This is a genomic window from Candidatus Krumholzibacteriia bacterium, assembly GCA_029865265.1.
Classification (GTDB): domain Bacteria; phylum Krumholzibacteriota; class Krumholzibacteriia; order WVZY01; family JAKEHA01; genus JAKEHA01.
Genome location: JAOUHG010000029.1, coordinates 1 through 22,270, shown reverse-complemented (window position 1 = coordinate 22,270; position 22,270 = coordinate 1). Strand labels below are relative to the sequence as shown.

The following is a 22,270-nucleotide window of genomic DNA, read 5'->3' as shown; positions in this document are numbered from 1 at the left end:
CCCCGGGGGAACCGTGGCTCTCTTTCTCGTGGACGGACACGCACTCGCGTACCGGTCGTACTTTGCGTTCGCCGGCGCGCCGCTGCGCAACTCCCAGGGCGAGGAGACGGGCGCAGTGTATGGCTTTCTCAACACGCTGCTGACCCTGTTCTCGAAGTACTCGCCCGAGTACATCGCCGTGGCCTTCGACAGCCGCGAGGCCACCTTCCGCCACGAACAGTTCGAGGACTACAAGGCCCATCGCCCGGAGATGCCCGAGGGGCTGGTCGCGCAGCTGCCGGTCATGTTCGAGGCCCTCGACGCCATGGGACTGGCGTGGCTGCAGGCGCCCGGCTTCGAGGCGGACGACATCATCGCCACCCTCGCGCGACGCTGGCGTGACGACGTCGAGGTGAAGATCGTGTCCGGCGACAAGGACCTGCTGCAGCTCATCGACGACCGCGTGCACGTCATCCGCCCCGGCAAGGGGGTCGTCCTGGAGAACGAACTGGATGCGGCCGGATTGCTGCAACTCACCGGGCTGCGCCCGGAGCAATTCGTGGATTACCTGGCGCTCGTGGGTGACGCCAGCGACAACGTTCCCGGTGTGCGCGGCATCGGCGAGAAGACCGCCAACACGCTGCTGCAGCGCTTTGGATCGCTGGATGCGATCTACCAGCACCTCGACGACATCGAGAAACCATCTGTGCGCCGCCGCCTGCTGGAGGGGCGCGCGTCCGCGCTCGCTTCGCGCGACCTGGTGCGCCTGCGTGAGGATGTTCCCGTCGCGCTGGGACTGGAGGCGTTCGTGCGCGGTGAGCACCGCACACCGGCGCTCGAGCGGCTCATCGATCGCCTCGAGTTCAAACGCATGAAGGGGCAACTATTCGCTGCGGAAACGCGCGTGACGGCGGCGGATCCGCCGGCGCAGGAACCGGTGCGCGCGCAGACCGCGCCCGCCGCCCGGATTCCGGTTCGCTACAGGTGCGTGGATTCCGTGCTGGCGCTGGAAGCGCTGGCGTGCGACCTCGCCGGCCGCGAGGAGATCGTCATCGACGTGGAGACCTCCAGCCTCGATGCCATGCGCGCGGTTCTGGCCGGTATCGCGGTGGGGACGGCACCGGGAGAGGCCTGGTACGTGCCGCTCTGCAGCGACCTGGACGAACCCGGCACGCTGGGGCTGCTGCCGGCGGCGCGCGCGCCCGGCCTCGCCCCGGACGACGTGCGGCGCGTGCTGGGGCCGGTGCTGGCGGCCGAGCGGCCGGGCAAGATCGGGCAGAACATCAAGTACGACGCCATCGCGCTGGCGCGGGCGGGTCTGCCGCTGGGCGGCATTGTGTTCGACACCATGGTGGCGTCGTACACCCTGGATCCCGCGCGGCGCAGCCACGGGCTCAACGCACTGGCGAAGGAGGAACTCGGCCACGAGATGATTCCGTTCGAGGCACTCTTCGACCGGCGCACGCGCGAGAAGGACATTCGCCGCGTCGCACTCGACCGGGTGGTGGAGTACGCGTGTGAGGACGCCGACTACACCTGGCGCCTGAAGGAGACCTTTGCGCCGTTGATCGAGGCCTCGGAGGTGCGTTCGCTGTTCCACGACGTGGAGATGCCGCTCTCCGGACTCCTCACGCGCATGGAAATGACGGGAGTGCGCGTGGACGCGGCGTTCCTGGGGGAACTCGCCGAACGTTACGGTGCGCGCATCGCCGATCTCGAGGCGGCCGTGTACGCCAGTGTGGGCGAGCAGTTCAATATTGCGTCGACCGCGAAACTGCGTGAGGTGCTCTTCGAGCGGCTCAAGCTCAAGCCGGCCCGCCGCACCAAGACCGGATACTCGACCGACGCGGACGTGCTGGAAGGGCTTGCCGGACAACACCCGGTGGTCAATCTGCTGCTGGAGTGGCGCCAGCTCATCAAGCTCAAGGGCACGTACGTGGATGCACTGCCGCGCCTCATCCATCCGGAAACGGGGCGTGTGCACACCTCGTACAACCAGGCCGTGGCAACCACCGGGCGCCTGTCGAGTTCCGACCCCAACCTGCAGAACATTCCCATCCGCACCCCGGAAGGCCGGGAGATCCGGCGCGCCTTCGTGGCGCGGGAGGCCGGCTGGGTGCTGCTCGACGCCGACTACTCGCAGATCGAGCTGCGTATCCTCGCGCACCTGTCGGGCGATGCGGCGTTGCAACAGGCGTTCCGAGAGGGCGTGGACGTGCACCGCGCAACGGCGGCACGCGTGATGAAGGTGGCGCCGGAGCAGGTGACGGATGAAATGCGCGGGCATGCCAAGGTGGTCAACTTCGGCATCGTGTACGGGATGGGCGCACGCGGTCTCGCCCAGTCGCTCGGTATCGAGACCGCCGAGGCGCGCCAGTTCATCGACGACTATTTCCGTTCCTATCCAGGCGTGAAGCGCTTCATTGACGACACCATCGCTGCGGCGCGGCGCGACAAGGCGGTGACCACGCTGCTGGGCCGCATGCGCCGGCTGCCCGACATCGACAGCAGCAACCCGGGCGCGCGCGCCTTCAGCGAGCGCGTCGCGGTGAACACGCCCGTGCAGGGGACCGCGGCGGACATCATCAAGCTCGCCATGCTGGCGGTGGACCGCGAACTGCGCTTGCGTGGCCTGGGCGCGCGCCTCATCCTGCAGGTGCACGACGAACTGCTGCTGGACGTCCCCGCGGTTGAACTGGACGCGGTGAGCAAGCTGGTGCGCGAATGCATGGAGTCGGCCATGGACCTGGACGTCCCGCTGCGGGTAGACATGGGCAGCGGCGCCAACTGGCTCGAGGCACACTGATGGAGGACGCATGATCGTGGTCGGCATTGCCGGTGGCTCGGGGACGGGAAAGTCCACAATCGCGCGCTACCTCGCGGAACGCTTCCGGGGGGTGCACATCGACGCGGACCGGGTGGCCCACGCCGCACTGGCGGAGGACGCCGCGGTGCTGTCGCGGCTGCGCGAGGCGTTCGGCGAGGGCGTTTTCAACGCGGACGGGTCCGTGAACCGCCTGCGCCTGGGGCGCAGGGTGTTCGCCGACCCCGCCCTCCTGGCGCGGCTCAACGCCATCGTGCACCCGGCGGTCATGGCGCGCTGCGCGGTGGCGGTGGAGGCGGCCCGGGAGGCGGGCGCGCGGGTGGCGGTGGTCGACGCCGCGCTGCTGTTCGAGGTGGCGATGCCGTTCGACTTCGACATGCTGATCGGCCTGACCTGTGACCCGCAGATCCGCCTGGCCCGGATCATGGCCAAGGGGGGGTGGGTGGAGGCGGATGTGCGCGCACGACTCGCGCGACAGCAGGACATGGAAAAACATTTTTACAAAGCGGACGCGGTGGTCGATACTGGGCGGGATCTTTCCTCGGTCCTCAAGGATGTCGGCGACCGCGTGGCCGCCGCACTGGATGCGGAGTCCAATTCATGAAAGCTGCACACGAAGTCGTCGATCATCTGAATTCGCTGACCGAGCGAGCCCGCAAACTCAAGGAGTGTCTTTGACGCTCCTGTCCTTGAGGCGCGCCTGGCCGAGCTCACGGCGCGCATGAACGACCCCGATTTCTGGTCCGACAAGAAGACGTCCGATACCGCGGTGCGGGAGTCCAGGGAGTTGCGCACCCGTCTGGAACCACTGCAGAACATGGAGACGCGGCTGTCCGACGCCGCCGAACTGCTCAAGATGGCGCGCGACGAGGACGACGCCTCGGTGCTGGCCGACGTGGCGGCGGAACTGGAGGACCTGGAAGCGCTGGTGGCGGAGCAGGAAACCGCCATGCTGCTCTCCGGTCCCGACGACGCGCGCAACGCCATCGTCACCATCCACTCCGGTGCGGGCGGCACCGAGTCGATGGACTGGGCCGAGATCCTGCTGCGCATGTACACCAGGTTCTGCGAGCGCCACGGTTACAGCGTGGGTGTGCTGGACATGACGCCCGGCGAAGAGGCGGGTGTCAAGGGCGCGTCGCTGGAGATCAAGGGGCCCTTCGCGTTCGGGCGCATGAAGGCGGAATCGGGCGTGCACCGCCTGGTGCGCCTGTCACCCTTCGACGCGGCGCACCGCCGTCACACGTCGTTTGCCTCCGTGTTCGTGTATCCCGAGATCGAGGAGGAGATCGAGGTGGACATCCGCGACGAGGATCTTCGCATAGATACCTACCGTGCCAGCGGTGCGGGCGGGCAGCACGTCAACAAGACCGACAGCGCGGTGCGCATCACCCATATCCCCAGCGGCATCGTGGTGCAGTGCCAGAACGAACGCTCGCAGGGCAGGAATCGCGAAAACGCCATGAAGATCCTGCGCGCGCGCCTGTACGCGAAGAAGCAGGAGGAGGAGAAGGCGCGCATCAACAAGATGATGGAAGTGCAGAAGGAGATCGCGTGGGGCAGCCAGATTCGTTCCTACGTGCTACACCCCTACACGCTGGTCAAGGACCACCGCACCGATTTCCAGACCGGCAACACGCAGGCGGTGCTGGACGGCGACCTGGACGCGTTCATCGAGGCGTACCTGCACAAGTTCGCGGAGTAGAAGACGAGAGGTGACGGAGATGACAGAAGAACAGGAAGAGCGCGGGGTCAGCGGGTTCGAGAAGCTGCGCGCGGTGCGCGTGGAGAAGATGGCGGCGCTGCGTGATGCCGGTGTGAACCCGTACCCGTACCGCTTCGTCGTCAGCCATGCGGTGGCGGAGCTGTTTGCCGCCGAAGCCGCGCTAGCGGGGGCGGAAACGGAGGTGGCCGTCGCGGGACGCGTGATGGCCATGCGCGGGCACGGCAAGACGCTGTTCGGGCACGTGGAGGATTCCAGCGGGCGCATGCAGGTTTACGTGCGCAAGGACGAGCTGGGCGAGGAGGCGTTCGCGCGTTTCGAATCGTTGGACCTGGGTGACATTTTGGGCGTGCGCGGCGTGCTGTTTCGAACCCGCACGGGCGAACTCACCATCCGCGTGGTCTCCTACGAGGTGTTGTCCAAATCGTTGCGCCCGCTGCCGGAGAAGTGGCACGGGCTCACCGACAAGGAGATTCGCTACCGCCAGCGGTACGTCGACCTGGCGGTGAATCCGGAGGTGCGCGAGGTTTTCCGCAAGCGCAGCGTGCTGGTGGAAACGATGCGGCGCTTCCTGATCGGCAAGGGCTTTCTGGAGGTGGAGACACCCATCCTGCAGCCCCTGTACGGCGGCGCAGCGGCGCGACCCTTCACCACCCACCACAACGCGCTCGACATGACGCTGTACCTGCGCATCGCCAACGAGCTCTACCTGAAACGGCTGCTGGTGGGTGGCTTCGAGCGCGTGTTCGAGTTTGCCAAGGACTTCCGCAACGAGGGTATCGACCGCTCGCACAATCCCGAGTTCACCATGATGGAGTGCTACGCGGCCTACCTCGATTACAACGATTACATGGACATGGTGGAAGAGATGATGCGGGTGATCGCGCTGGCGCTCAGCGATGACGGCGTGGTCAAGTACGGGGAGCGCGTGCTCGACTTCACCAAACCGTGGAAGCGTCTGCGTTTCTTTGAAGCGTTGCAGGAGAAGACCGGCATGGACTTCAGGAACCAGACCGACGAGGTGCTGCTGGCGCAGGCGCGCAAGGCGGGCGTGGTGCTGGAGAAGGGCATCCCGGCGTCGCGCATCATCGACGAGGTCTTCGGCGCCACGGTGGAGCCGGACCTGCAGGAGCCGACCTTCATCTACGACTATCCCAGGGAGCTCTCACCCCTGGCCAAGGACCATCGCAGCGAGGCCGGGCTGGTGGAGCGCTTCGAAGCCTTCGTGGCGGGTTTCGAGGTGGGCAACGCCTTCTCCGAGCTCAACGATCCCATCGAGCAGCGCCGCCGCTTCGAGCAGCAGGCGGAGAACCGCGCGCGGGGCGACGACGAAGCCCACCAGCTGGACGAGGATTTCATCCGCGCGCTGGAGTACGGCATGCCGCCCGCCGCGGGGCTGGGCATGGGCATCGACCGGCTCACCATGGTCTTTACCGACAGCCACTCCATCCGCGACGTGATCTTCTTTCCGCACATGCGGCCCGAGGAAGGCCGATGAGTTACGCGCTCTTCATCGCGCGCCGCTACCTCCAGACCAAGAAACGATCCGCGCTCGTATCCCGCATCACCTCCATCGCGGTGGGCGGGGTATTCGTCGGCACGATGACGCTGGTCATCGTGCTGTCGGTGATCAATGGCTTCGAGACCGAGCTGCGCCAGCGCATCGTCGGTTTCAACACCCACGTGCTGGTGTTCGCGCGCTCTCCCGAGGCGTGGGCGGCAGTCGATACCGCGGTGGCGCGGCTGCACCGGGACCCGGACATCGTTGCCACCGCGCCCTTCATCCGCTCCGAGGCGCTCGCGGCCTACGAGGTCATCCCCGGCCGGCGCACCAAGCTGCGCGGTGTGGTGGTGAAGGGGATCGATCTGGCCCGGGAGCACACCGTCTCATCGGTGGTGGACAGCATCCGCCCCGTCATCGACTCGTTCGACACCAGTTCCTTCGAGGACGACCCGCCGCGCATGGGCGCGGTGCTGGGGCTCGACCTGGCCCTCGACCTGGGCATCGGGCTGGGGGAGGAGTTCAGCATCGTCACCGCGCCGGCCACGATCCGCGGTTCCGACGTCGAGCCGCAGAAGTTCCGCTGCCGCGCGCTGGGTTTCTTCAACAGTGGCATGTACGAGTTCGACTCGCGATTCGTCTACGTGGACATCCAGGATGCCGCCCTCATGTTCGACTTCGAGACGGGGTTGCGCGGGGTGAGCATTCAGACGCGCGACATGTACCGCGCCGAAGCGATCGACGGGCGCGTACAGGATATCCTCTCGATGCGCGACTACGGCACCAACAACTGGATACAGCTCAATCAGAACCTTTTCAGCTACATGAAGATCGAGAAGATCCTCATGTTCCTCATGCTCACCCTTATCATCCTGGTGGCCGCGTTCAACCTGGTGGGGATGCTCACCATGGTCATCATGGAGAAGCGGCGCGAGATCGGCATCCTGCGCTCCATCGGTGCTTCGGGCCGCCAGGTGATGTCCATTTTCATGCTGGAGGGGACCGCCATCGGGGTGCTGGGCACGGCGGGGGGGCTGGCGACCGGGCTTCTTGCATGCGCCGTTCTGGACCGCATACGCCTCCAGCTGCCCGGTGACGTGTACTTCATCAAGACCCTGCCCGTCCTGGTGCAGTGGCCGGACCTCCTGTTGATCGGGGCCAGCTCGGTGGTCATCTGCTTCCTGGCCACTGTCTACCCAAGCTGGGAGGCCAGCCGCCTGACCCCGGTGGAGGCCATTCGTGATCTGTAACACAATATATTGCAATATGTTATACTTTTGGCCGATATGCGCCGCGGGGTTGTTTTCCGCCCCGGATGGGGTTAGATTATGAGCGGCAGGCCGATTCTGGAGGCCCACGGCCTGAGCCGCCGCTACCGCGGAACCGGGGTGGAGGTGGACGTTCTCAGGGATGTCTCGCTGGAGGTGGCGGAAGGGCAAGTGGTTTGCATCGTCGGGGCATCGGGGGTTGGAAAGAGCACCCTGCTCCACATCCTGGGGTCCCTGGATCGCCCGGACGCGGGGCAGGTTGCCATCCGCGGCGAGAACATCCACCGGTTGCAGGGCCCCGCTCTGGACCGGCTCCGGAACGCGACCCTCGGGTTCGTGTTCCAGTTCCACTTTCTCCTGCCGGAGTTCACGGCGCTGGAGAACGTGATGATGCCGGGGCTGGTGGCCCGGCAGTCGACGGCGGAGGCCGCGCGCCGGGCGAGGCAGTGGCTGGAGCGGGTGGGGCTGGGGGCGCGACTCGCCCACCGGCCCGGGGAACTGTCCGGGGGCGAACAGCAGCGCGTGGCCATCGCGCGCGCGCTGGTCAACGAGCCGGCGGTGGTGCTGGCCGACGAGCCCACCGGGAACCTGGACGATGAAACCGGCGAGGGTATCCACCGCCTGATCCGGGAACTGGCCCGGGACGAGGCCAAGACCTTCGTGGTCGTCACGCACAAACGCCAGTTCGGTGTGTTCGCCGACCGGATGCTGGTGCTGGCCGAAGGACGACTTTCCGACGTGGAGCGTTGAGCATGGTGCTCTGTCAGAACTGCAAGAAAAACCCGGCCAAGGTTCACTACACGGAGATCGTGAACGAGAGCATGGTCGCGATGAACCTGTGTGTGGCGTGCGCGGAGGAGAAGGGTATCGACGTGCACAAAGCCGGGAACTACGGGCTGGGCGACCTGGTGGCCGGCCTCATCGACAGTGCCTCCGAGTCCGACGCGGACCGCATCTCACGCGTGCGCTGCTCAACCTGTGGCTACGAGTACTCGGACTTCAAGAAGGTGGGCAGGCTGGGGTGCCCGGACTGCTACGCGGCGTTCGAGGCGCAGCTCGTGGCGGTGCTGCGCCACGTGCACGGCAGCACCCAGCACGCGGGCAAGAAGGCGGTGCGCGTGAGCGAACGCGCAGCCATTCGTGAACGCGTGGCGGCGTTGCGCGAGGACCTGTCGCTGGCCATTCGCTCCGAGGAATACGAGCGCGCCGCCGCGCTGCGCGACGAGATCAAGGACCTGGAGGCGAAGGTCGAAGAGGAACGATGAGCTCGATCGACTGGAACGATATCATCGCCCGGCCGGGGGGGTGGCTGGATGGAGACGGCGAAGAGAACGAGATCGTGCTCTCCAGCCGGGTGCGCATCGCACGCAACCTCCATGGGCACCGATTCACCCATAACTGCGACAACGCGGAACTCAGCACCATCCTGCGGAAGTCGCTGGACGCCGCCCGCGCCACGCGGGCCTTTGCGCACGGCCGCTACGTGCCGATGGGCGAAATCTCCACGCTGGAACGGCAGCTGCTCGCCGAGCGCCACCTGATCAGCCGCGAATTCCTTGGCCAATCGGCCAATCGCGGGGTGCTTTTCGTGGAGGACGAGAGCGTCAGCCTGATGATCAACGAGGAGGATCACCTGCGCATCCAGGGGTTTGCGCCCGGCTTCGAGGTGGGAGACGCGTTCCGGCGTGCCAACGACCTGGACGACGAGATCGCGCCCGGGCTGGAGATTGCCTACAACGACCGGCTGGGCTTTCTGACCGCCTGCCCCACCAATCTGGGTACGGGCATGCGGGTTTCGGTGCTGATCCACCTGCCGGGCCTGGTGCACAGCAAGGAAATCCACAAATTGCTCGAGTCGCTGCGCAAGCTCAACCATTCCATACGCGGTTTCTTTGGGGAAGGATCGGAAGTGATGGGGAACTTCTTCCAGTTGTCCAACAGCGCGGCGCTGGGGACCCCGGAGGACGTGCTGGTGAAGAATCTGCGCGAGATGGTGACCAAGATCATCGTATACGAGCGCCGCTCCCGCGAGATGCTGTTCCGCAAGGCACAGAGCTTGCTCGAAGATAAGGTCTGGCGGGCCTATGGCCTTCTTCGTTATGCTCGTAGCGTAAATACCAAGGAGGCGTTGAGCCTGATCTCGGCCGTGCGGCTGGGGGTGGGGGTGGGGCTGGTGACAGACGTCCCGGTCCAGACGCTCAACGAACTTCTCGTTTACATCCAGCCGGCCCATCTGCAGCAGCACAGGGGCACGGCGATGGATGCGCATCAGCGGGACGTGGCCCGCGCACAGACCATTCGCGAGGCGCTTGCACGCGCCGCCCGCTGAGGGCAACCCGGAGGACGAAAGCACCCATGCAGGATCGATTTACCGACCGCGTTCGCAAGGTCATCTACTACGCCCGTGATGAGGCCAACCGCCTCCAGCACGACTACATCGGCACAGAGCACCTCCTGCTGGGCATTGTGCGCGAGGGAGAGGGCATCGCCGCCAAGGTGCTGGCCAAGCTGGAACTCGACTTCGAGCAGATCCAGCAGGCGGTGGAGAACATGGTCAAGAGCTCGGGCGGCACGCTGACCATCGGCGAGATTCCGTTTACGCCGCGCGCCAAGCGCGTGCTGGAACTGGCCATCGAAGAAGCGCGCCTGCTGGGGCACAACTACGTCGGCACCGAGCACCTCCTGCTCGGGTTGATCCGCGAGGGCGAGGGCGTGGCCGCGCAGGTGCTGGCCGAACTGGGCGTTGACCGCAAGCGCGTGCGCGAGGAAGTCTTGAAGCTGCTCGGCCCGACCACCAGTGTGAAGACGCGCAAGGCCAAAAAGGAAAAGAGCGACACGCCAAACCTGGACCAGTTCGGGCGCGACCTCACGCAGATGGCGCGCGAGAACAAGCTGGATCCCATCATCGGACGCGAGGCGGAGATCGAACGCGTGATCCAGGTACTGAGCCGCCGCAAGAAGAACAACCCCGTGCTCATCGGCGAGCCGGGTGTGGGCAAGACCGCCATCGCGGAGGGGCTCGCGCAGCGCATCGTCGACAACAAGGTGCCGGAGATCCTCAAGGACCGCCGCATCTGCACGCTGGACCTGGCCTCGGTGGTGGCGGGTACCAAGTACCGCGGCCAGTTCGAGGAGCGCCTCAAGTCGATCATCAACGAAATCCGCCAGGCGGAGGACGTGATCATTTTCATCGATGAGATCCACACCATCGTGGGCGCGGGCGGCGCGGAGGGGGCCATTGATGCCTCCAACATGCTCAAGCCGGCGCTGGCGCGCGGCGAGCTGCAGTGCATCGGCGCCACCACGCTCGACGAGTACCGCAAGTACATCGAAAAGGACGGGGCTCTGGAGCGGCGCTTCCAGCCCATCATGGTCAACCCGCCCACCGGCGACGAGACCATCCAGATCATCTTCGGGTTGCGCGACAAGTACGAGGCGCACCACCGCGTGAAGATCAGCGACGACGCCGTGCGCGCCGCGGTGTTCCTGTCCGAGCGCTACATCCACGAGCGCTTCCTGCCCGACAAGGCCATCGACGTGATCGACGAGGCCGGCTCGCGCGCGCGCCTCACCGTGGTCACCGCGCCCTCCGAGCTCACCGACATGGAACGCGAGATCGAGGAGGTGTCGCGCGAGAAGGAGTCCGCCATTCAGGCACAGGAGTTCGAGAAGGCGGCGCGCTACCGCGACCGCGAGAAGGAGCTGCGCAAGCAGCTCGACGATCTGCGCAAGACCTGGGCCGAGACCAAGCAGGCCACCGAGACGGTAGTTTCCGCCAAGGACATCTCCAAGGTGGTATCCGCCATGACCGGCATCCCGGTCACCGAGGTCGAGCGCGAGGAGACCGAGAAGCTGCTCCATCTGGAGGACGCGCTGCGCGCGCGTGTGATCGGGCAGGAGGAGGCGGTCAAGGCGGTGTCGCGGGCGGTCCGGCGCAATCGCGCAGGGCTGCGCGATCCCAAGCGGCCCATCGGCAGCTTCATATTCCTGGGACCCACCGGAGTGGGCAAGACCGAGCTGGCCAAGTCGCTGGCCGAGGTCCTGTTCGAATCCGAGGAGGCGCTGATTCGCGTCGACATGTCCGAATACATGGAGAAGTTCTCGGTGTCGCGCCTGATCGGTGCGCCTCCGGGATACGTCGGCTATGACGAGGGCGGCCAGCTCACCGAGAAGGTGCGACGCAAGCCGTACTCGGTGGTGCTGCTGGATGAGATCGAGAAGGCGCACCCGGACGTGTTCAACCTGCTCCTGCAGGTGATGGAAGAGGGGCAGCTGACCGACAACTACGGCCGGCGCGTCGACTTCCGCAACACGGTGCTCATCATGACCTCCAACGTGGGCGCCGCGGAGATCAAGACCGGCAAGACGCTTGGATTCGTCACCGAGGGCGGCGACTCGCAGTACCAGTCGGTGAAGTCCAAGCTGCTCGACCACCTCAAGAAGACGTTCAACCCGGAGTTCCTCAACCGGCTCGACGACACCATCGTGTTCCGCCAGCTGGAGAAGGAAGACATGAAGCAGATCGTAGAGGTCCTGCTGCGCAACTTCGTCCGGCGGCTGGATGTCCTGCAGGTCGAGGTGAAGTTCACCGACGAGGCGAAGGTGTTCCTCATCGAACACGGCTTCGACCCGGCCCTGGGCGCACGCCCGCTGCGGCGTGCCATCCAGCGCTACCTCGAGGACCCGCTGAGCGAACTGCTGCTGTCCCACGGCGTTTCCAAGGACGCCGAGATCCTCGTTGCGCCGGGGGCGGGGGAGCTCTCCTTCGCGGTGACACCGGCCCCGGAGGATGCGCCAAAAGGCTAGTCAGGACAAGGAGTTAGGTTGCACATTGAGATACCCCTGGCGCCCGCCGGGGGTATCTTTGTTTTTGTTTACACCCCCGGGGGCCTCTGATAGCATGCACCAGTTTGGGCAGGGGCTCGTAGGTTAATGAAAAATAAGGGACTAGGCGTTTTTTTCGCGACGCTGCTCTTCGCGGTGCTCGTCTGTGCCGCGGCGTATGCCCAGCGGCCCGTTTCCATTATCCAGAAGGTCGACGTCCGCGGTAACAAGCAGGTTTCCTCCTCCAAGATCACACGCGTGGTGGGCGTGAAGCCGGGCGACGGTTACGATGCCGAGCGCATCCGCCCGGGATTGAAGCGCCTCTTCGAGACGCGGCAGTTCAGCGACATCAGGGCCTACCGGATTGACGGCTCGTCGCGGGATTCGTGCGTGGTGGTGATCGAGGTGGTGGAGTATCCGCGCATCGACGCTGTTCGCTTCGAGGGCGACGATCACATCGGCAAGGACGATCTGGTCAAGGTGATCTCTGCCACCAAGGGCACCTTCGTGCGCCCCTCGGTGACCGAGAAGGATCGCGAGGCGATCTCGGAGCAGTACCGCGAGAAGGGCTACTACCGGGTGGGGGTCACCGACACCATTGTCACGGATGCGAAGTCGGGTTCGCGCGAGCTCGTGTATCGCATCACCGAGGGCAAGAAGGTCAAGATCAAGCATATCGACTTCATCGGGTCGCGGCTCATGGACACCGACGAGTTGCGTGGCGCCATGAAGAGCAAGCCGGACGGCTTCCTCAGCGGTGGTGATTTCAACCCCACCCAACTCGACGAGGACCGCGAGCGGATCATCCAACTCTACAAGAGCCGCGGCTACATCGACGTGACGGCGAGCGATCCGGAACTGGACTTCACGCCGGACGGCAGTGGCATCGATGTCTACTTCACCATCGGTGAGGGCCGACAGTACTTCGTGGGAAAGATCACGTGGAGCGGAAACGAACTGTTTCCGGATACCACCATTGCCGGCCGCATCACACTGGAGAAGGGTGAGCCGCTGGACGACATCGAACTGTCGATGATCCAGTTCAACATCGCCAACCTGTACGGCGACCGCGGCTACATCTACGCCACGGTGACGCCGGTCAAGAGCATCACCGGCAGTGTGGTGGATCTGAACTTCGAGATCGACCAGGGCAACCTGGCCCACGTTCATGAGATCAACATCGCGGGCAACGAAAAGACCTGGGACGAGGTGATCCGCCGCGAGCTGGTGCTGATGCCCGGAGACGTGTTCTCCAGCAATCGCCTGCGGCGCTCGCGGCGGGAGGTATTCAACCTGGGCTTCTTTGCGGGACCGCCCGAGCCGCAGGTGACGCAGGCCAACGAGGAAGGCGACATCAACCTGACGCTGCGCGTGGAGGAGAAGTCGGCGGGGCAGTTCCGGGTGGGCGCCGGGTTCTCGCAGCTCAACCGGGTGAGCGGTTTCATCGGGGTCACGGAGCCGAACTTCCTCGGGCGCGGCTACCGGGTGGGCGTGAACTGGGAGTTCGCGCGTTCGCGCCAGGACATCAGCTTGAATTTCACCCAGCCGTGGGCATTCGGAACCCCGACCGAGCTGAGCTTCCAGCTATTTGCGGCCAACCAGGACAAGGTGTCGGCGCAGTTCTATTCCGACCGGCGCACGGGTTTTTCGGTGCGTGTCGGGCGCCCGCTGCCGTGGCTGGACTATACTTCCGTGTCGGTGCGCTACAGCCTGGAGGAGGTGGAGTTGTCCAACTTCTCGCCGGGCTACGTGGGTCCGTTGATCAATACCGGCTGGCCCCAGACCACGAGTTCGATGGGGTTGACGTTGTTCCGCAACTCCACCGACAACCCGTTCCATCCCACACTGGGGACGCGCACCACCTTGAACACGCGCTGGACGGGTGGATTGATGGGCGGGGACGTGAACCTGCAACGCTATGACGTCGAAGTCTCGTGGTTTCAATCCCTGTTGTGGAAGTTTGTGCTGCAATTGAGTCAGGGGTTCGGCGTGGTCGATGGATACACGAGTTCGTTGCAGGTGCCGGACTACGAGCGTTTCCGGCTGGGCGGAAACCGCAAGCTCGGTGTGCGCGGTTATGATTTCTACGAAATCGTTCCGCTGGGCAACAACACCTATACCGGCGGCCGTGCATACTCGATCACCGTCGCCGCAATCGAGTTTCCCATCGTGCCGCCCACCGTGTACGGACATTTCTTTCTGGACATGGGTGGCACGTGGAACAGCTTCGCGTCTGCGGAGTTCAGTGATGTCAGAAAGGGCGCCGGTTTCGGCATCGTCATCGAGCTGCCGATGATCGGCCTCTTTGGCTTCGACTACGCGTATGGCTTCGATCGATTCGGCGGCGGCAGATGGCAGTCGCATATCAACTTCGGGTCCACGTTCTGATGCGGGCCCGCTGTACCCAAGGAGGGTGTAACTGATGGTCAAGAAACTCGTTGCGGGTGCGCTTATGGCGGTGGCGGTGCTGGCGGGAGGGGCCATTTCGGCGCTTGCCCAGGATGTAAAGATTGGATACATTGACTCGATAAAGATCTTCGCGGAGAACAAGGAAACCCAGGAAGCGGAGCGCCTGTATCGACGCGACGTCGAGCAGTGGGAGGCGCAGAAGCAGCGCATGGAGCAGGAACTCATGCGCATGGGTGAAGAGTTGAACGCGCAGAGCGCGATGCTCTCGGAAGAGAAGAAAGCCGAACGGCGCCTGGAAGTGCAGCGCAAGAGCGATGAGTACAAGCGCTTCATGGAGGAGACGTTCGGCGACAACGGACTGGCGGCCAGACGAAACAAGGAACTGACCCAGCCCATCGTCGACAAGATAAATCGCGTCATCGAGAGAATTGCGGAAGAACAGGGCTACTCGATGGTTTTCGACGTGGCGAATGCGAACATCGTTTTCGCGGCCAAGACGCTCGATATAACCGAGCTGGTTCTGACCGCTCTGTCATCGCAGCAGTAGGCGCGCTCGTTTCGCGTGCGACGAAGGATCAAGATTGGGAACTCGTTCCTACAGGCTCTGTGAGCTCGCGGACATCGTGGGCGGAAAAGTCGTCGGCGACGGTGACGTGGAGATTTGCGGCGTAGCCGGAATCCGCGAGGCGATGCCGGGTGACATCACCTTCATCGCCAATCCGCGCTACGCCGAGTTCCTTTCCAATACCCGGGCGTCGGCGGTGATCGGGGGAGACGATCTCTCGCCGCTCAAACCCCTCATTCGCATCGGGAACCCGTACTATGCCTTTCTGCAGGTGCTGAATCTGTTTGCGGTCGAGCGCGCGGTACGCTACGCGCGCGGTGTGCATGAGAGCGCGGTGGTGCACGCGGATGTGGTGCTGGGTGACGACGTTTCCATCGGCGCCTTCTGCCAGATCTCGGCCGGCGCCCGCATCGGGGACCGCACCACCATCCTGCCCGGGACCTTCGTGGGCGAGGGGTGCGTGATCGGGCCGGATTGCCTCATCTACCCCAACGTGACCATTCGCGAGGGGAGCGAGATCGGGCAGCGCGTGATCCTGCAGCCTGGGGTGGTGGTGGGTTCGGACGGCTTCGGCTACGCAAAAAATGGCGTCTCCCACCACAAGGTGCCCCAGATTGGCCGCGTGGTGATCGAGGACGACGTGGAAATCGGAGCCAATTCGTGCGTGGACCGGGCCACCACCGGAGAAACCCGTATTCGGCGTGGAAGCAAGATCGATAATCTGGTACAGATCGCCCACAATGTGGTCCTCGGCGAGGACTCGGTGCTGGCCGCGCAGGTTGGCATCTCCGGCAGCACCGAGGTGGGCCGTGGCGCGGTGATCGGTGGGCAGGCCGGCCTCGCCGGGCACCTCACCATCGGGGACGGTGTGACCGTGGGGGGACAGGCGGGCGTGACCAAGTCGGTTCCGTCCGGCAAGGTGGTTTCCGGCTACCCGGCGCGCGACCACAGCGTGGCGCGGCGCCTGGCCGCATGCAACGCCATGCTGCCCGCGTTGTTCGAGCGCGTAAAGATCCTCGAACAACGACTTCGGGAACTGGAGAAGGGAGGCGTGCATGATCCGTCAGCAAAGAACGATCGCTAGGGAGTTTGTCCTGGATGGCCAGGGGCTCCACACCGGCGGCAACGTGACCATGCGCGTCAAGCCGGCGCCGGTGGGTACGGGGATCAGGTTCCTGCGCGTGGACATGTCGCCGCCGGTGGAGATTCCCGCGGTGGTGACCAGTATCGCGGAGGATGGTGCCGCACACCGCAACACCTCCATTTCCTCCGGCGCGGCCGAAATCCACACGGTGGAGCACGTGCTCGCCACCTGTTACGGAATGCAGATCGACAACCTGCTGATCGAGATTGACGGCAACGAGCCGCCGGAGCCGACCTCGGGCACCTACGCCGGTTACGTGCGCGCGTTCGATGAGGCCGGGCTCGTCAACCAGGGCGCGCCGGCGGATATCCTGACCATCGACCGCCCCATCACCCTCAAGGAGAACGGCATTGAGATCAACGCCGTTCCCGCCGACGACTTCCGCGTGAGCTTTACCATCCAGTACGCCAACCCGCAAATTGGCACGCAGTACGCGAGTTTCGCGGTTTCGCCGGAAGTGTTCGAAAAGGAAATCGCCCCCGCGCGCACCTTCGTGCTCTACGACGACGTGGAGCGTCTGCGCAGCATGGGGCTGATCAAGGGTGGCAACCTGAAGAACGCCGTGGTCTTTACCAACGACGGCGTCATGAACGAAGAGTCGCTGCGCTTTCCGGATGAGTGCGTGCGCCACAAGATTCTCGACCTGATTGGCGACCTGTCACTGCTGGGTGCGCCCATAAAGGGCCATGTGCACGCGGTGAAGTCCGGCCACGCCGCCAACGTGCGTTTCGTGCGCAAGCTGTACGAACTGCACCAGGGCCGCAAGCGCGCCAGCGCCGAGACCGCTGCCGGCGTATGGGACATCAACCTCATCCAGCAGATCATGCCGCACCGCTATCCGTTCCTGCTCGTGGACCGCATCCTCGAGCTGGAGGACCGCAAGCGCGTTGTGGGCATCAAGAACGTTACCATCAACGAGCCTTTTTTCAATGGACACTTCCCGGGGCATCCCATCATGCCCGCCGTTCTCATCATCGAGGCGATGGCCCAGACCGGGGGGGTCATGCTTCTGAACACGGTGGATGACCCGAAGAAGTACCTGGTCTATTTCACACGCGTGGACAAGGCAAAGTTCCGGCGGCCGGTTGTGCCCGGGGACCAGCTGCGCTTCGAGCTGGAGATGCGGAGTCTGCGCCGCGGAATGTGTACGATGCAGGGCTACGCGTACGTGGACGGAAAACTGGCGGCAGAGGCCGAACTATCGTCCGTGATCGTGGAACGCTAGAGAATTCACTCCAACAAACTATCTACTTATAGAAGAGGAAGGGGGCCGACTGGTGAGGGGTTACAATCTGCGCAAGACGGAGATACACCCGACTGCGGTCATTCACCCGTGGGCGCGTATCGGAGAGGGTGTCAAGATCGGGCCGTACACGGTGATCGGTGAGAACGTGGAGATTGGTGACGATTGCGAAATCGGCTCCAACGTCCTCATCGAGGGCGCCACGCGTATCGGACGCGGCAACCGCATTTTCCACGGCGCCAGCGTCGGTACCGCGCCCCAGGATCTGAAGTACGCTGGTGAACGCACGTTCCTGACCATCGGGGACGAGAACGTGCTGCGTGAGTTCGTTACCCTCAATGTCGCCACCGGCGAGGGCGACAGCACGGTGGTGGGGAGCCGCTGCCTGCTGATGGCCTACGCGCACGTGGCCCACAACTGTGTCATTGGCAATGAGGTCATCCTCGCCAATGCCGTCAACCTGGCCGGGCACGTCTTCATCGACGACTTCGTCACCATCGGCGGGCTCACGCCGGTGCACCAGTTCGTGCGCGTGGGCAAGTACGCGTTCATCGGCGGCGGGAGCCGCGTAGAGCGCGACGTGCCGCCCTTTGTCAAGCTGGCGGGCAACCCCATCCAGCTCTACGGACTCAATTCCATTGGGCTGGAGCGCCGCGGCTTCGACGCCGAGCGGCGCGCGCACGTGAAGCGGATTTACAAGCTCCTGTATCGCAGCGATCTCAACGTGGCCCAGGTGCTGGAGATCCTGGACGGCGACGACTGGGACAGCGCCGACGCGGCGGAGATGGCGGAGTTCCTGCGCCACTCCGAGCGCGGCATAACCAAGTAGCGGCGCGTGGGACTCCGCATCGGCGTCGCTGGAACCGGGCGCCTGGGGCGTGCCCACGTCCGGGTGCTGCGCTCCCTTGCGGGCGTGGACTTCGTGGGCTGCTACGACCTCGACGCGGCGCGCGCGCGTGAGGCAGCGACCGAATTCGGCGCCACCGCCTTCGCGTCGCTGGGCGCGCTGCTCGCGGAGGTGGACGCGCTCAGCGTCGTGACCAGCACGTCGGCCCACGCCGACGTGGCGCTGGAAGCCGTGGCCGCCGGCCGCGACCTCTTCATCGAAAAACCCATCGCAGCCACCGTGGCCCAGGGCGACGCGGTGGTGCGTGCGGCGCGCGACGCGGGGCGCATTCTGCAGGTGGGGCACATCGAGCGTTTCAACGGCGCCCTCGAGGCGGTGCTGCCGCGCATCGGGCAGCCCATGTTCATCGAGGTCCACCGCCTGGCCCCGTTCACACCGCGTGGCACCGACGTGTCGGTGGTCATGGATCTTATGATCCACGACCTCGACCTGCTCGGCTTGCTGGTGGGTGGGACACCGGTCGACATTCGCGCCAAGGGCGCGGCGTTGTTGACCCGCGAACCGGACATCGTCAACGCCCGCCTGGAGTACGCGGATGGTTGCGTGGCCAACGTGACCGCCAGCCGCATCACCGCCTCGCCCATGCGCAAGGTGCGCGTCTTCTCCACCACCGGTTACTATTCCATCGACCTGCTCGGCGCCGCGGTGACGCACTACCGCAAGAGCGACGGCTTTGCCGACCGCATGGCCGCCCTTCAGGCGGGTTCGCTGCCGGCACCCCCGTCGCTGGCGGATTTCGTGGCGGTGGAGCGCTTCCGCGGCGACGGCGCCGAGCCGCTGGCCAAGGAACTGGAGGCGTTCCGGCGTTCGGTGGCGGATCGTTCCACGCCCCCGGTGACGGGGGAGGCGGGGGTGGCCGCGTTGCGGCTGGCCTCGGAGATCCTCGAGCGCGTCGGCACGGCACGGATGTAACGTGGCTCAGCCGGCGCCCCGCAGCATCGTTCTGTCCGCGGGAGAACTGTCCGGCGATATGCACGCGGCGCATCTCGTCGCCGCGCTGCGGGACGCCCTGCCCGGGTTCGCGGTGACGGGGATGGCGGGTGACCGCTCGCGCGACGCGGGCATGGCCGTGCGCTTCCACCACCGCGACTACGCCGTCATTGGCTTCACCGGCGTGCTGGCCAGCCTGCCGCGTTTCTGGCGCCTTGAGCGTGACATACGCCGCCTCATCGACCGCGCCGAACTATTCATTCCCGTCGACTATCCCGGCCTGAATCTGCGCCTGTGCGCCTACGCGCGCGCGCGTGGCGTGCCCGTGCTCTACTATATATCGCCGCAGATATGGGCGTGGGGCGCCGGGCGCATGGATAAGATCAGGGCGCACGTCGATCGCATGGCCGTGGTGTTGCCGTTCGAGGCGGAGCTCTACCGCCAGGCGGGTGTGGCGGCGGAATTCGTGGGACACCCGTTCGTGGTTGACCACGAGCTGCCGGCTCCGGCCGCGACGGAGGTGCGCCGGCACGTGGCGCTGCTGCCGGGCAGCCGCGCGTCGGAGGTGCACCACATGCTGCCACTGATGATCGCGGCCGCGAAGGTGCTCGCGGCGCGCGCGCCGGGTGTGTCCTTCCGCGTTGCGCGCAGCCCGGTGGTGGATGCGGCGCTGTATGAACGCATCATCGGGCAGCCCGGGATCGACGTCACCACCGACGCGGATGCGGTGGCGGTGCTGTCGGGTGCGCGTGCCGCCCTGGTGGCGTCGGGAACGGCAACGCTGCAGGCGGCGTTGCTGGAGACACCGCTGGTCATCGTGTACCGCACCACACCGCTCAATTTTGCCCTGGCGCGGCGGCTGGTGAAGATACCCCACGTCGGGCTGGTCAACGTGCTGCTGGGCGAGAAGGTGGCGCCGGAGTTCGTGCAGGCGGACGCGCAGCCTGCGGCCCTTGCCACCGCCCTGCACGCGCTCCTGAGCGACGATGCGGTGCGTGCCGGCATGCTGGAACGCTTCCGTTCGTTGCGTGCGCAACTCGGCGGCTGCCGGGGGACGGTGCGTGTGGCGGAGATCGCCCGGGAGCTGGTGACGGGGAAGCAGCCATGAGTGTGCGCATGACGCTGATGCCGGTGCTGGGTGCGGGGGTGATTCGCGCGCTGGGCGCGAGCTGGAGAATCCGGACCGGCGGCGAGGAGCATCTGGCGGCGGCGCGCCGGCATTCGCCCTTCCTCATTTTCGCCTTCTGGCACGACCGTCTGCTCCCGCTGGTTCACGCCTATCGCGGACGCCGCGCAGCCATCCTGGCCAGCCAGCACGCCGACGGCGAACTGCTGGGGCGAACCCTGCAGCGCCTCGGCTATGGTCACGTGCGCGGTTCCAGCACGCGCGGGGGGGCGCGCGCGGTCATGGAACTGGTGAATGTGATCCGCGGCGGGCAGGACATCGGCATCACCGTGGACGGTCCGCGTGGCCCGCGCCACGTCGTCAAGCCGGGGGCGGTGCAGATTGCCAGGATCACCGGCAGCGCCATCATCCCCTTTACCTCGGCGTCACGACACCACAAGACGTTCGCCTCGTGGGACCGGTTTCAGCTGCCCTACCCGGGGACGCGGGTAATGCTCCGCTACGGGACCCCGGTGGTGGTGCCGGCGGACGCCGGCGATGCGATGCTGGAAGCGAAGTGCCTCGAGGTGGGGAGCATTCTCGACCGCATCACCCAGGAGGCCGACCGCGATGTTGGCGCGTGACGCGGGCGCGCGTCTGCGGGCGGGTGTTCCCGCGCTGGCGCCGTTGGCGGCGCTCTACGGCGCCGGGCTCGCGTTGTCGCGCGTGCTGGGCTTGCGGCGGCGCACGGAGGGACCCGCCGCGGCGCGGGTCATCGTGGTGGGCAATCTCGAGGTGGGGGGGAGCGGGAAGACACCGCTCGCCATGCACCTGCTTGAGGGCGCGTCGGCGGCAGGCCGCAGGGTAGCGTACGTGAGCCGTGGCTACGGTTGCGCCGCAGCGCGCGGACCCCACGTCACCGTGGTCCCGGCCCACGACGACACCTTTCCTGAGGGCAGCGGTGGCGTGCGCATACTCGATCGCAAGGGGTCGCCGGCGATTGAACGCGAGATCGGTGACGAGGCGGCGCTGGTGGCTATGCGCGTGCCGGCGGCGATCATCGCGGTGGGGGGCGACAAGCGGCGCGCGGTGGACACGGTGGCCCGCATGGGTGCGGACGTGGTGGTGGTGGACGACGCCTTCCAGTCGTGGTCGCTCGCGCGCAGTCTCGACATGGTGCTGCTGGACGCGGAGCGGCCGCTCGGCAGCGGGCGCCTGCTGCCCGCGGGGAGCCTGCGCGAACGGCCGGACGCCCTGCGGCGGGCGGACGTGGTGGTCTTCAACGGCGCCGACGATGAGGCGGCGGTGGACGCGGCACGGTCGCGCGTGGCGCGCTGGCTTTCTCCACAAACGGTGGCGCTGGGCATGCGCCGGCAAATCGGACTCGAGCGGGTCGCGGGCGATGCGGTGCTCGCCGGGGCACGCCTGCTGGTCGTGTGCGGGGTGGCGCGGCCGGAGCGGGTGCGGGCAGATGTTGCCGCGCAGGGAATGACCATCGCCGGCGAGATGTGTTTTGCCGATCACCACCCCTATCGCGCCGCCGACGTGGCGCGTATTCACGCGGCGGCGGCCGGGGCCGGCGCGGACGGCGTGGTGGTCACAGAAAAGGACTGGGTCAAGCTGCGGCGCTTCGAGTGGGGGATTGCGGTGTGGGTGGCCCGGCTGCACGTGTCCGTGACCGGAGCGGACGAGGGTCTGTGGCAACGTGTCGTGCGATGAGGGTTGTGGCCGGGAGATTGTCCCCGAGCGGATCGTATCCGCCCCATCCCGCTCCGAGCGGTCGTTAGAAGGCGTAGGTCAGTTCATGGGCCCGGTTGACCCGCAGCGCCCGGGTTTCCACACGCCGAC

At 65.8% G+C, this 22,270-nt stretch carries 18 protein-coding genes; all 18 read left to right on the top strand.

The features are described 5' to 3' along the window. Window positions 1-13 precede the first annotated feature (13 nt). Window positions 14-2,785 (top strand): DNA polymerase I, encoded by a 2,772-nt coding sequence (gene polA / locus OEX18_11930; GenBank protein MDH4337971.1) that lies wholly within the window; start codon window positions 14-16, stop codon window positions 2,783-2,785. Between the two features lie 10 nt (window positions 2,786-2,795). Then, on the top strand, window positions 2,796-3,407 hold the full coding sequence (gene coaE, locus OEX18_11925) for a dephospho-CoA kinase (GenBank protein ID MDH4337970.1): 612 nt from the start codon (window positions 2,796-2,798) through the stop codon (window positions 3,405-3,407). Further along, window positions 3,404-4,508 (top strand): peptide chain release factor 2 gene (gene prfB, locus OEX18_11920; GenBank protein ID MDH4337969.1). Its coding sequence is split into 2 segments (ribosomal slippage): window positions 3,404-3,466 and window positions 3,468-4,508, totalling 1,104 coding nucleotides; the frame shifts between segments, so codons are not numbered across the junction. Before coaE ends, prfB begins: the two co-directional genes overlap by 4 nt. A 19-nt stretch (window positions 4,509-4,527) precedes the next feature. Beyond that, the gene (gene lysS / locus OEX18_11915; GenBank protein MDH4337968.1) at window positions 4,528-6,024 is read left to right on the top strand and encodes a lysine--tRNA ligase; all 1,497 of its coding nucleotides are present in this window, start codon (window positions 4,528-4,530) and stop codon (window positions 6,022-6,024) included. After that, on the top strand, window positions 6,021-7,277 hold the full coding sequence (locus OEX18_11910; GenBank protein MDH4337967.1) for an ABC transporter permease: 1,257 nt from the start codon (window positions 6,021-6,023) through the stop codon (window positions 7,275-7,277). Before lysS ends, OEX18_11910 begins: the two co-directional genes overlap by 4 nt. Before the next feature lie 78 nt (window positions 7,278-7,355). Beyond that, the gene (locus OEX18_11905) at window positions 7,356-8,045 is read left to right on the top strand and encodes an ABC transporter ATP-binding protein (GenBank protein MDH4337966.1); all 690 of its coding nucleotides are present in this window, start codon (window positions 7,356-7,358) and stop codon (window positions 8,043-8,045) included. Between the two features lie 2 nt (window positions 8,046-8,047). Further along, window positions 8,048-8,560, top strand: coding sequence for a UvrB/UvrC motif-containing protein (locus OEX18_11900; GenBank protein MDH4337965.1), 513 nt, complete (start codon window positions 8,048-8,050; stop codon window positions 8,558-8,560). Beyond that, window positions 8,557-9,624: a protein arginine kinase gene (locus tag OEX18_11895; protein ID MDH4337964.1), complete on the top strand. Its 1,068-nt coding sequence runs from the start codon at window positions 8,557-8,559 to the stop codon at window positions 9,622-9,624. The genes OEX18_11900 and OEX18_11895 overlap by 4 nt, the downstream gene beginning before the upstream one ends. A gap of 26 nt (window positions 9,625-9,650) precedes the next feature. Next, window positions 9,651-12,101: an ATP-dependent Clp protease ATP-binding subunit gene (locus OEX18_11890; GenBank protein MDH4337963.1), complete on the top strand. Its 2,451-nt coding sequence runs from the start codon at window positions 9,651-9,653 to the stop codon at window positions 12,099-12,101. A gap of 126 nt (window positions 12,102-12,227) precedes the next feature. After that, window positions 12,228-14,507: an outer membrane protein assembly factor BamA gene (gene bamA, locus OEX18_11885; GenBank protein ID MDH4337962.1), complete on the top strand. Its 2,280-nt coding sequence runs from the start codon at window positions 12,228-12,230 to the stop codon at window positions 14,505-14,507. A 34-nt stretch (window positions 14,508-14,541) separates the two neighbouring features. Next, window positions 14,542-15,075, top strand: a complete 534-nt coding sequence (locus tag OEX18_11880; GenBank protein MDH4337961.1) for an OmpH family outer membrane protein — start codon at window positions 14,542-14,544, stop codon at window positions 15,073-15,075. Window positions 15,076-15,109: 34 nt separating this feature from the next. Beyond that, the gene (gene lpxD / locus OEX18_11875) at window positions 15,110-16,177 is read left to right on the top strand and encodes a UDP-3-O-(3-hydroxymyristoyl)glucosamine N-acyltransferase (GenBank protein MDH4337960.1); all 1,068 of its coding nucleotides are present in this window, start codon (window positions 15,110-15,112) and stop codon (window positions 16,175-16,177) included. Then, window positions 16,149-17,462, top strand: coding sequence for a bifunctional UDP-3-O-[3-hydroxymyristoyl] N-acetylglucosamine deacetylase/3-hydroxyacyl-ACP dehydratase (locus tag OEX18_11870; GenBank protein ID MDH4337959.1), 1,314 nt, complete (start codon window positions 16,149-16,151; stop codon window positions 17,460-17,462). The genes lpxD and OEX18_11870 overlap by 29 nt, the downstream gene beginning before the upstream one ends. A 52-nt stretch (window positions 17,463-17,514) precedes the next feature. After that, window positions 17,515-18,309: an acyl-ACP--UDP-N-acetylglucosamine O-acyltransferase gene (lpxA, locus tag OEX18_11865; protein ID MDH4337958.1), complete on the top strand. Its 795-nt coding sequence runs from the start codon at window positions 17,515-17,517 to the stop codon at window positions 18,307-18,309. Window positions 18,310-18,315: 6 nt separating this feature from the next. Beyond that, a complete protein-coding gene (locus OEX18_11860) occupies window positions 18,316-19,299 on the top strand; it encodes a Gfo/Idh/MocA family oxidoreductase (GenBank protein MDH4337957.1) in 984 nt (327 codons plus the stop codon). Between the two features lies 1 nt (window position 19,300). Further along, the gene (gene lpxB / locus OEX18_11855; GenBank protein ID MDH4337956.1) at window positions 19,301-20,425 is read left to right on the top strand and encodes a lipid-A-disaccharide synthase; all 1,125 of its coding nucleotides are present in this window, start codon (window positions 19,301-19,303) and stop codon (window positions 20,423-20,425) included. After that, window positions 20,422-21,066, top strand: a complete 645-nt coding sequence (locus OEX18_11850) for a lysophospholipid acyltransferase family protein (GenBank protein ID MDH4337955.1) — start codon at window positions 20,422-20,424, stop codon at window positions 21,064-21,066. Before lpxB ends, OEX18_11850 begins: the two co-directional genes overlap by 4 nt. Continuing rightward, window positions 21,053-22,141 carry a tetraacyldisaccharide 4'-kinase gene (gene lpxK / locus OEX18_11845; GenBank protein MDH4337954.1) on the top strand — a complete coding sequence of 363 codons (1,089 nt, stop codon included), beginning with the start codon at window positions 21,053-21,055 and terminating at the stop codon, window positions 22,139-22,141. The genes OEX18_11850 and lpxK overlap by 14 nt, the downstream gene beginning before the upstream one ends. Window positions 22,142-22,270 lie beyond the last annotated feature (129 nt).

Bases quoted from the DNA above. Each gene is read 5' to 3' on its own strand.
- coaE (MDH4337970.1), top strand. From the start codon at position 2,796: ATGATCGTGGTCGGCATTGCCGGTGGCTCGGGGACGGGAAAGTCCACA.
- lysS (MDH4337968.1), top strand. From the start codon at position 4,528: ATGACAGAAGAACAGGAAGAGCGCGGGGTCAGCGGGTTCGAGAAGCTG.
- OEX18_11910 (MDH4337967.1), top strand. From the start codon at position 6,021: ATGAGTTACGCGCTCTTCATCGCGCGCCGCTACCTCCAGACCAAGAAA.
- OEX18_11905 (MDH4337966.1), top strand. From the start codon at position 7,356: ATGAGCGGCAGGCCGATTCTGGAGGCCCACGGCCTGAGCCGCCGCTAC.
- OEX18_11900 (MDH4337965.1), top strand. From the start codon at position 8,048: ATGGTGCTCTGTCAGAACTGCAAGAAAAACCCGGCCAAGGTTCACTAC.
- OEX18_11895 (MDH4337964.1), top strand. From the start codon at position 8,557: ATGAGCTCGATCGACTGGAACGATATCATCGCCCGGCCGGGGGGGTGG.
- OEX18_11890 (MDH4337963.1), top strand. From the start codon at position 9,651: ATGCAGGATCGATTTACCGACCGCGTTCGCAAGGTCATCTACTACGCC.
- bamA (MDH4337962.1), top strand. From the start codon at position 12,228: ATGAAAAATAAGGGACTAGGCGTTTTTTTCGCGACGCTGCTCTTCGCG.
- OEX18_11880 (MDH4337961.1), top strand. From the start codon at position 14,542: ATGGTCAAGAAACTCGTTGCGGGTGCGCTTATGGCGGTGGCGGTGCTG.
- OEX18_11870 (MDH4337959.1), top strand. From the start codon at position 16,149: ATGATCCGTCAGCAAAGAACGATCGCTAGGGAGTTTGTCCTGGATGGC.
- OEX18_11850 (MDH4337955.1), top strand. From the start codon at position 20,422: ATGAGTGTGCGCATGACGCTGATGCCGGTGCTGGGTGCGGGGGTGATT.
- lpxK (MDH4337954.1), top strand. From the start codon at position 21,053: ATGTTGGCGCGTGACGCGGGCGCGCGTCTGCGGGCGGGTGTTCCCGCG.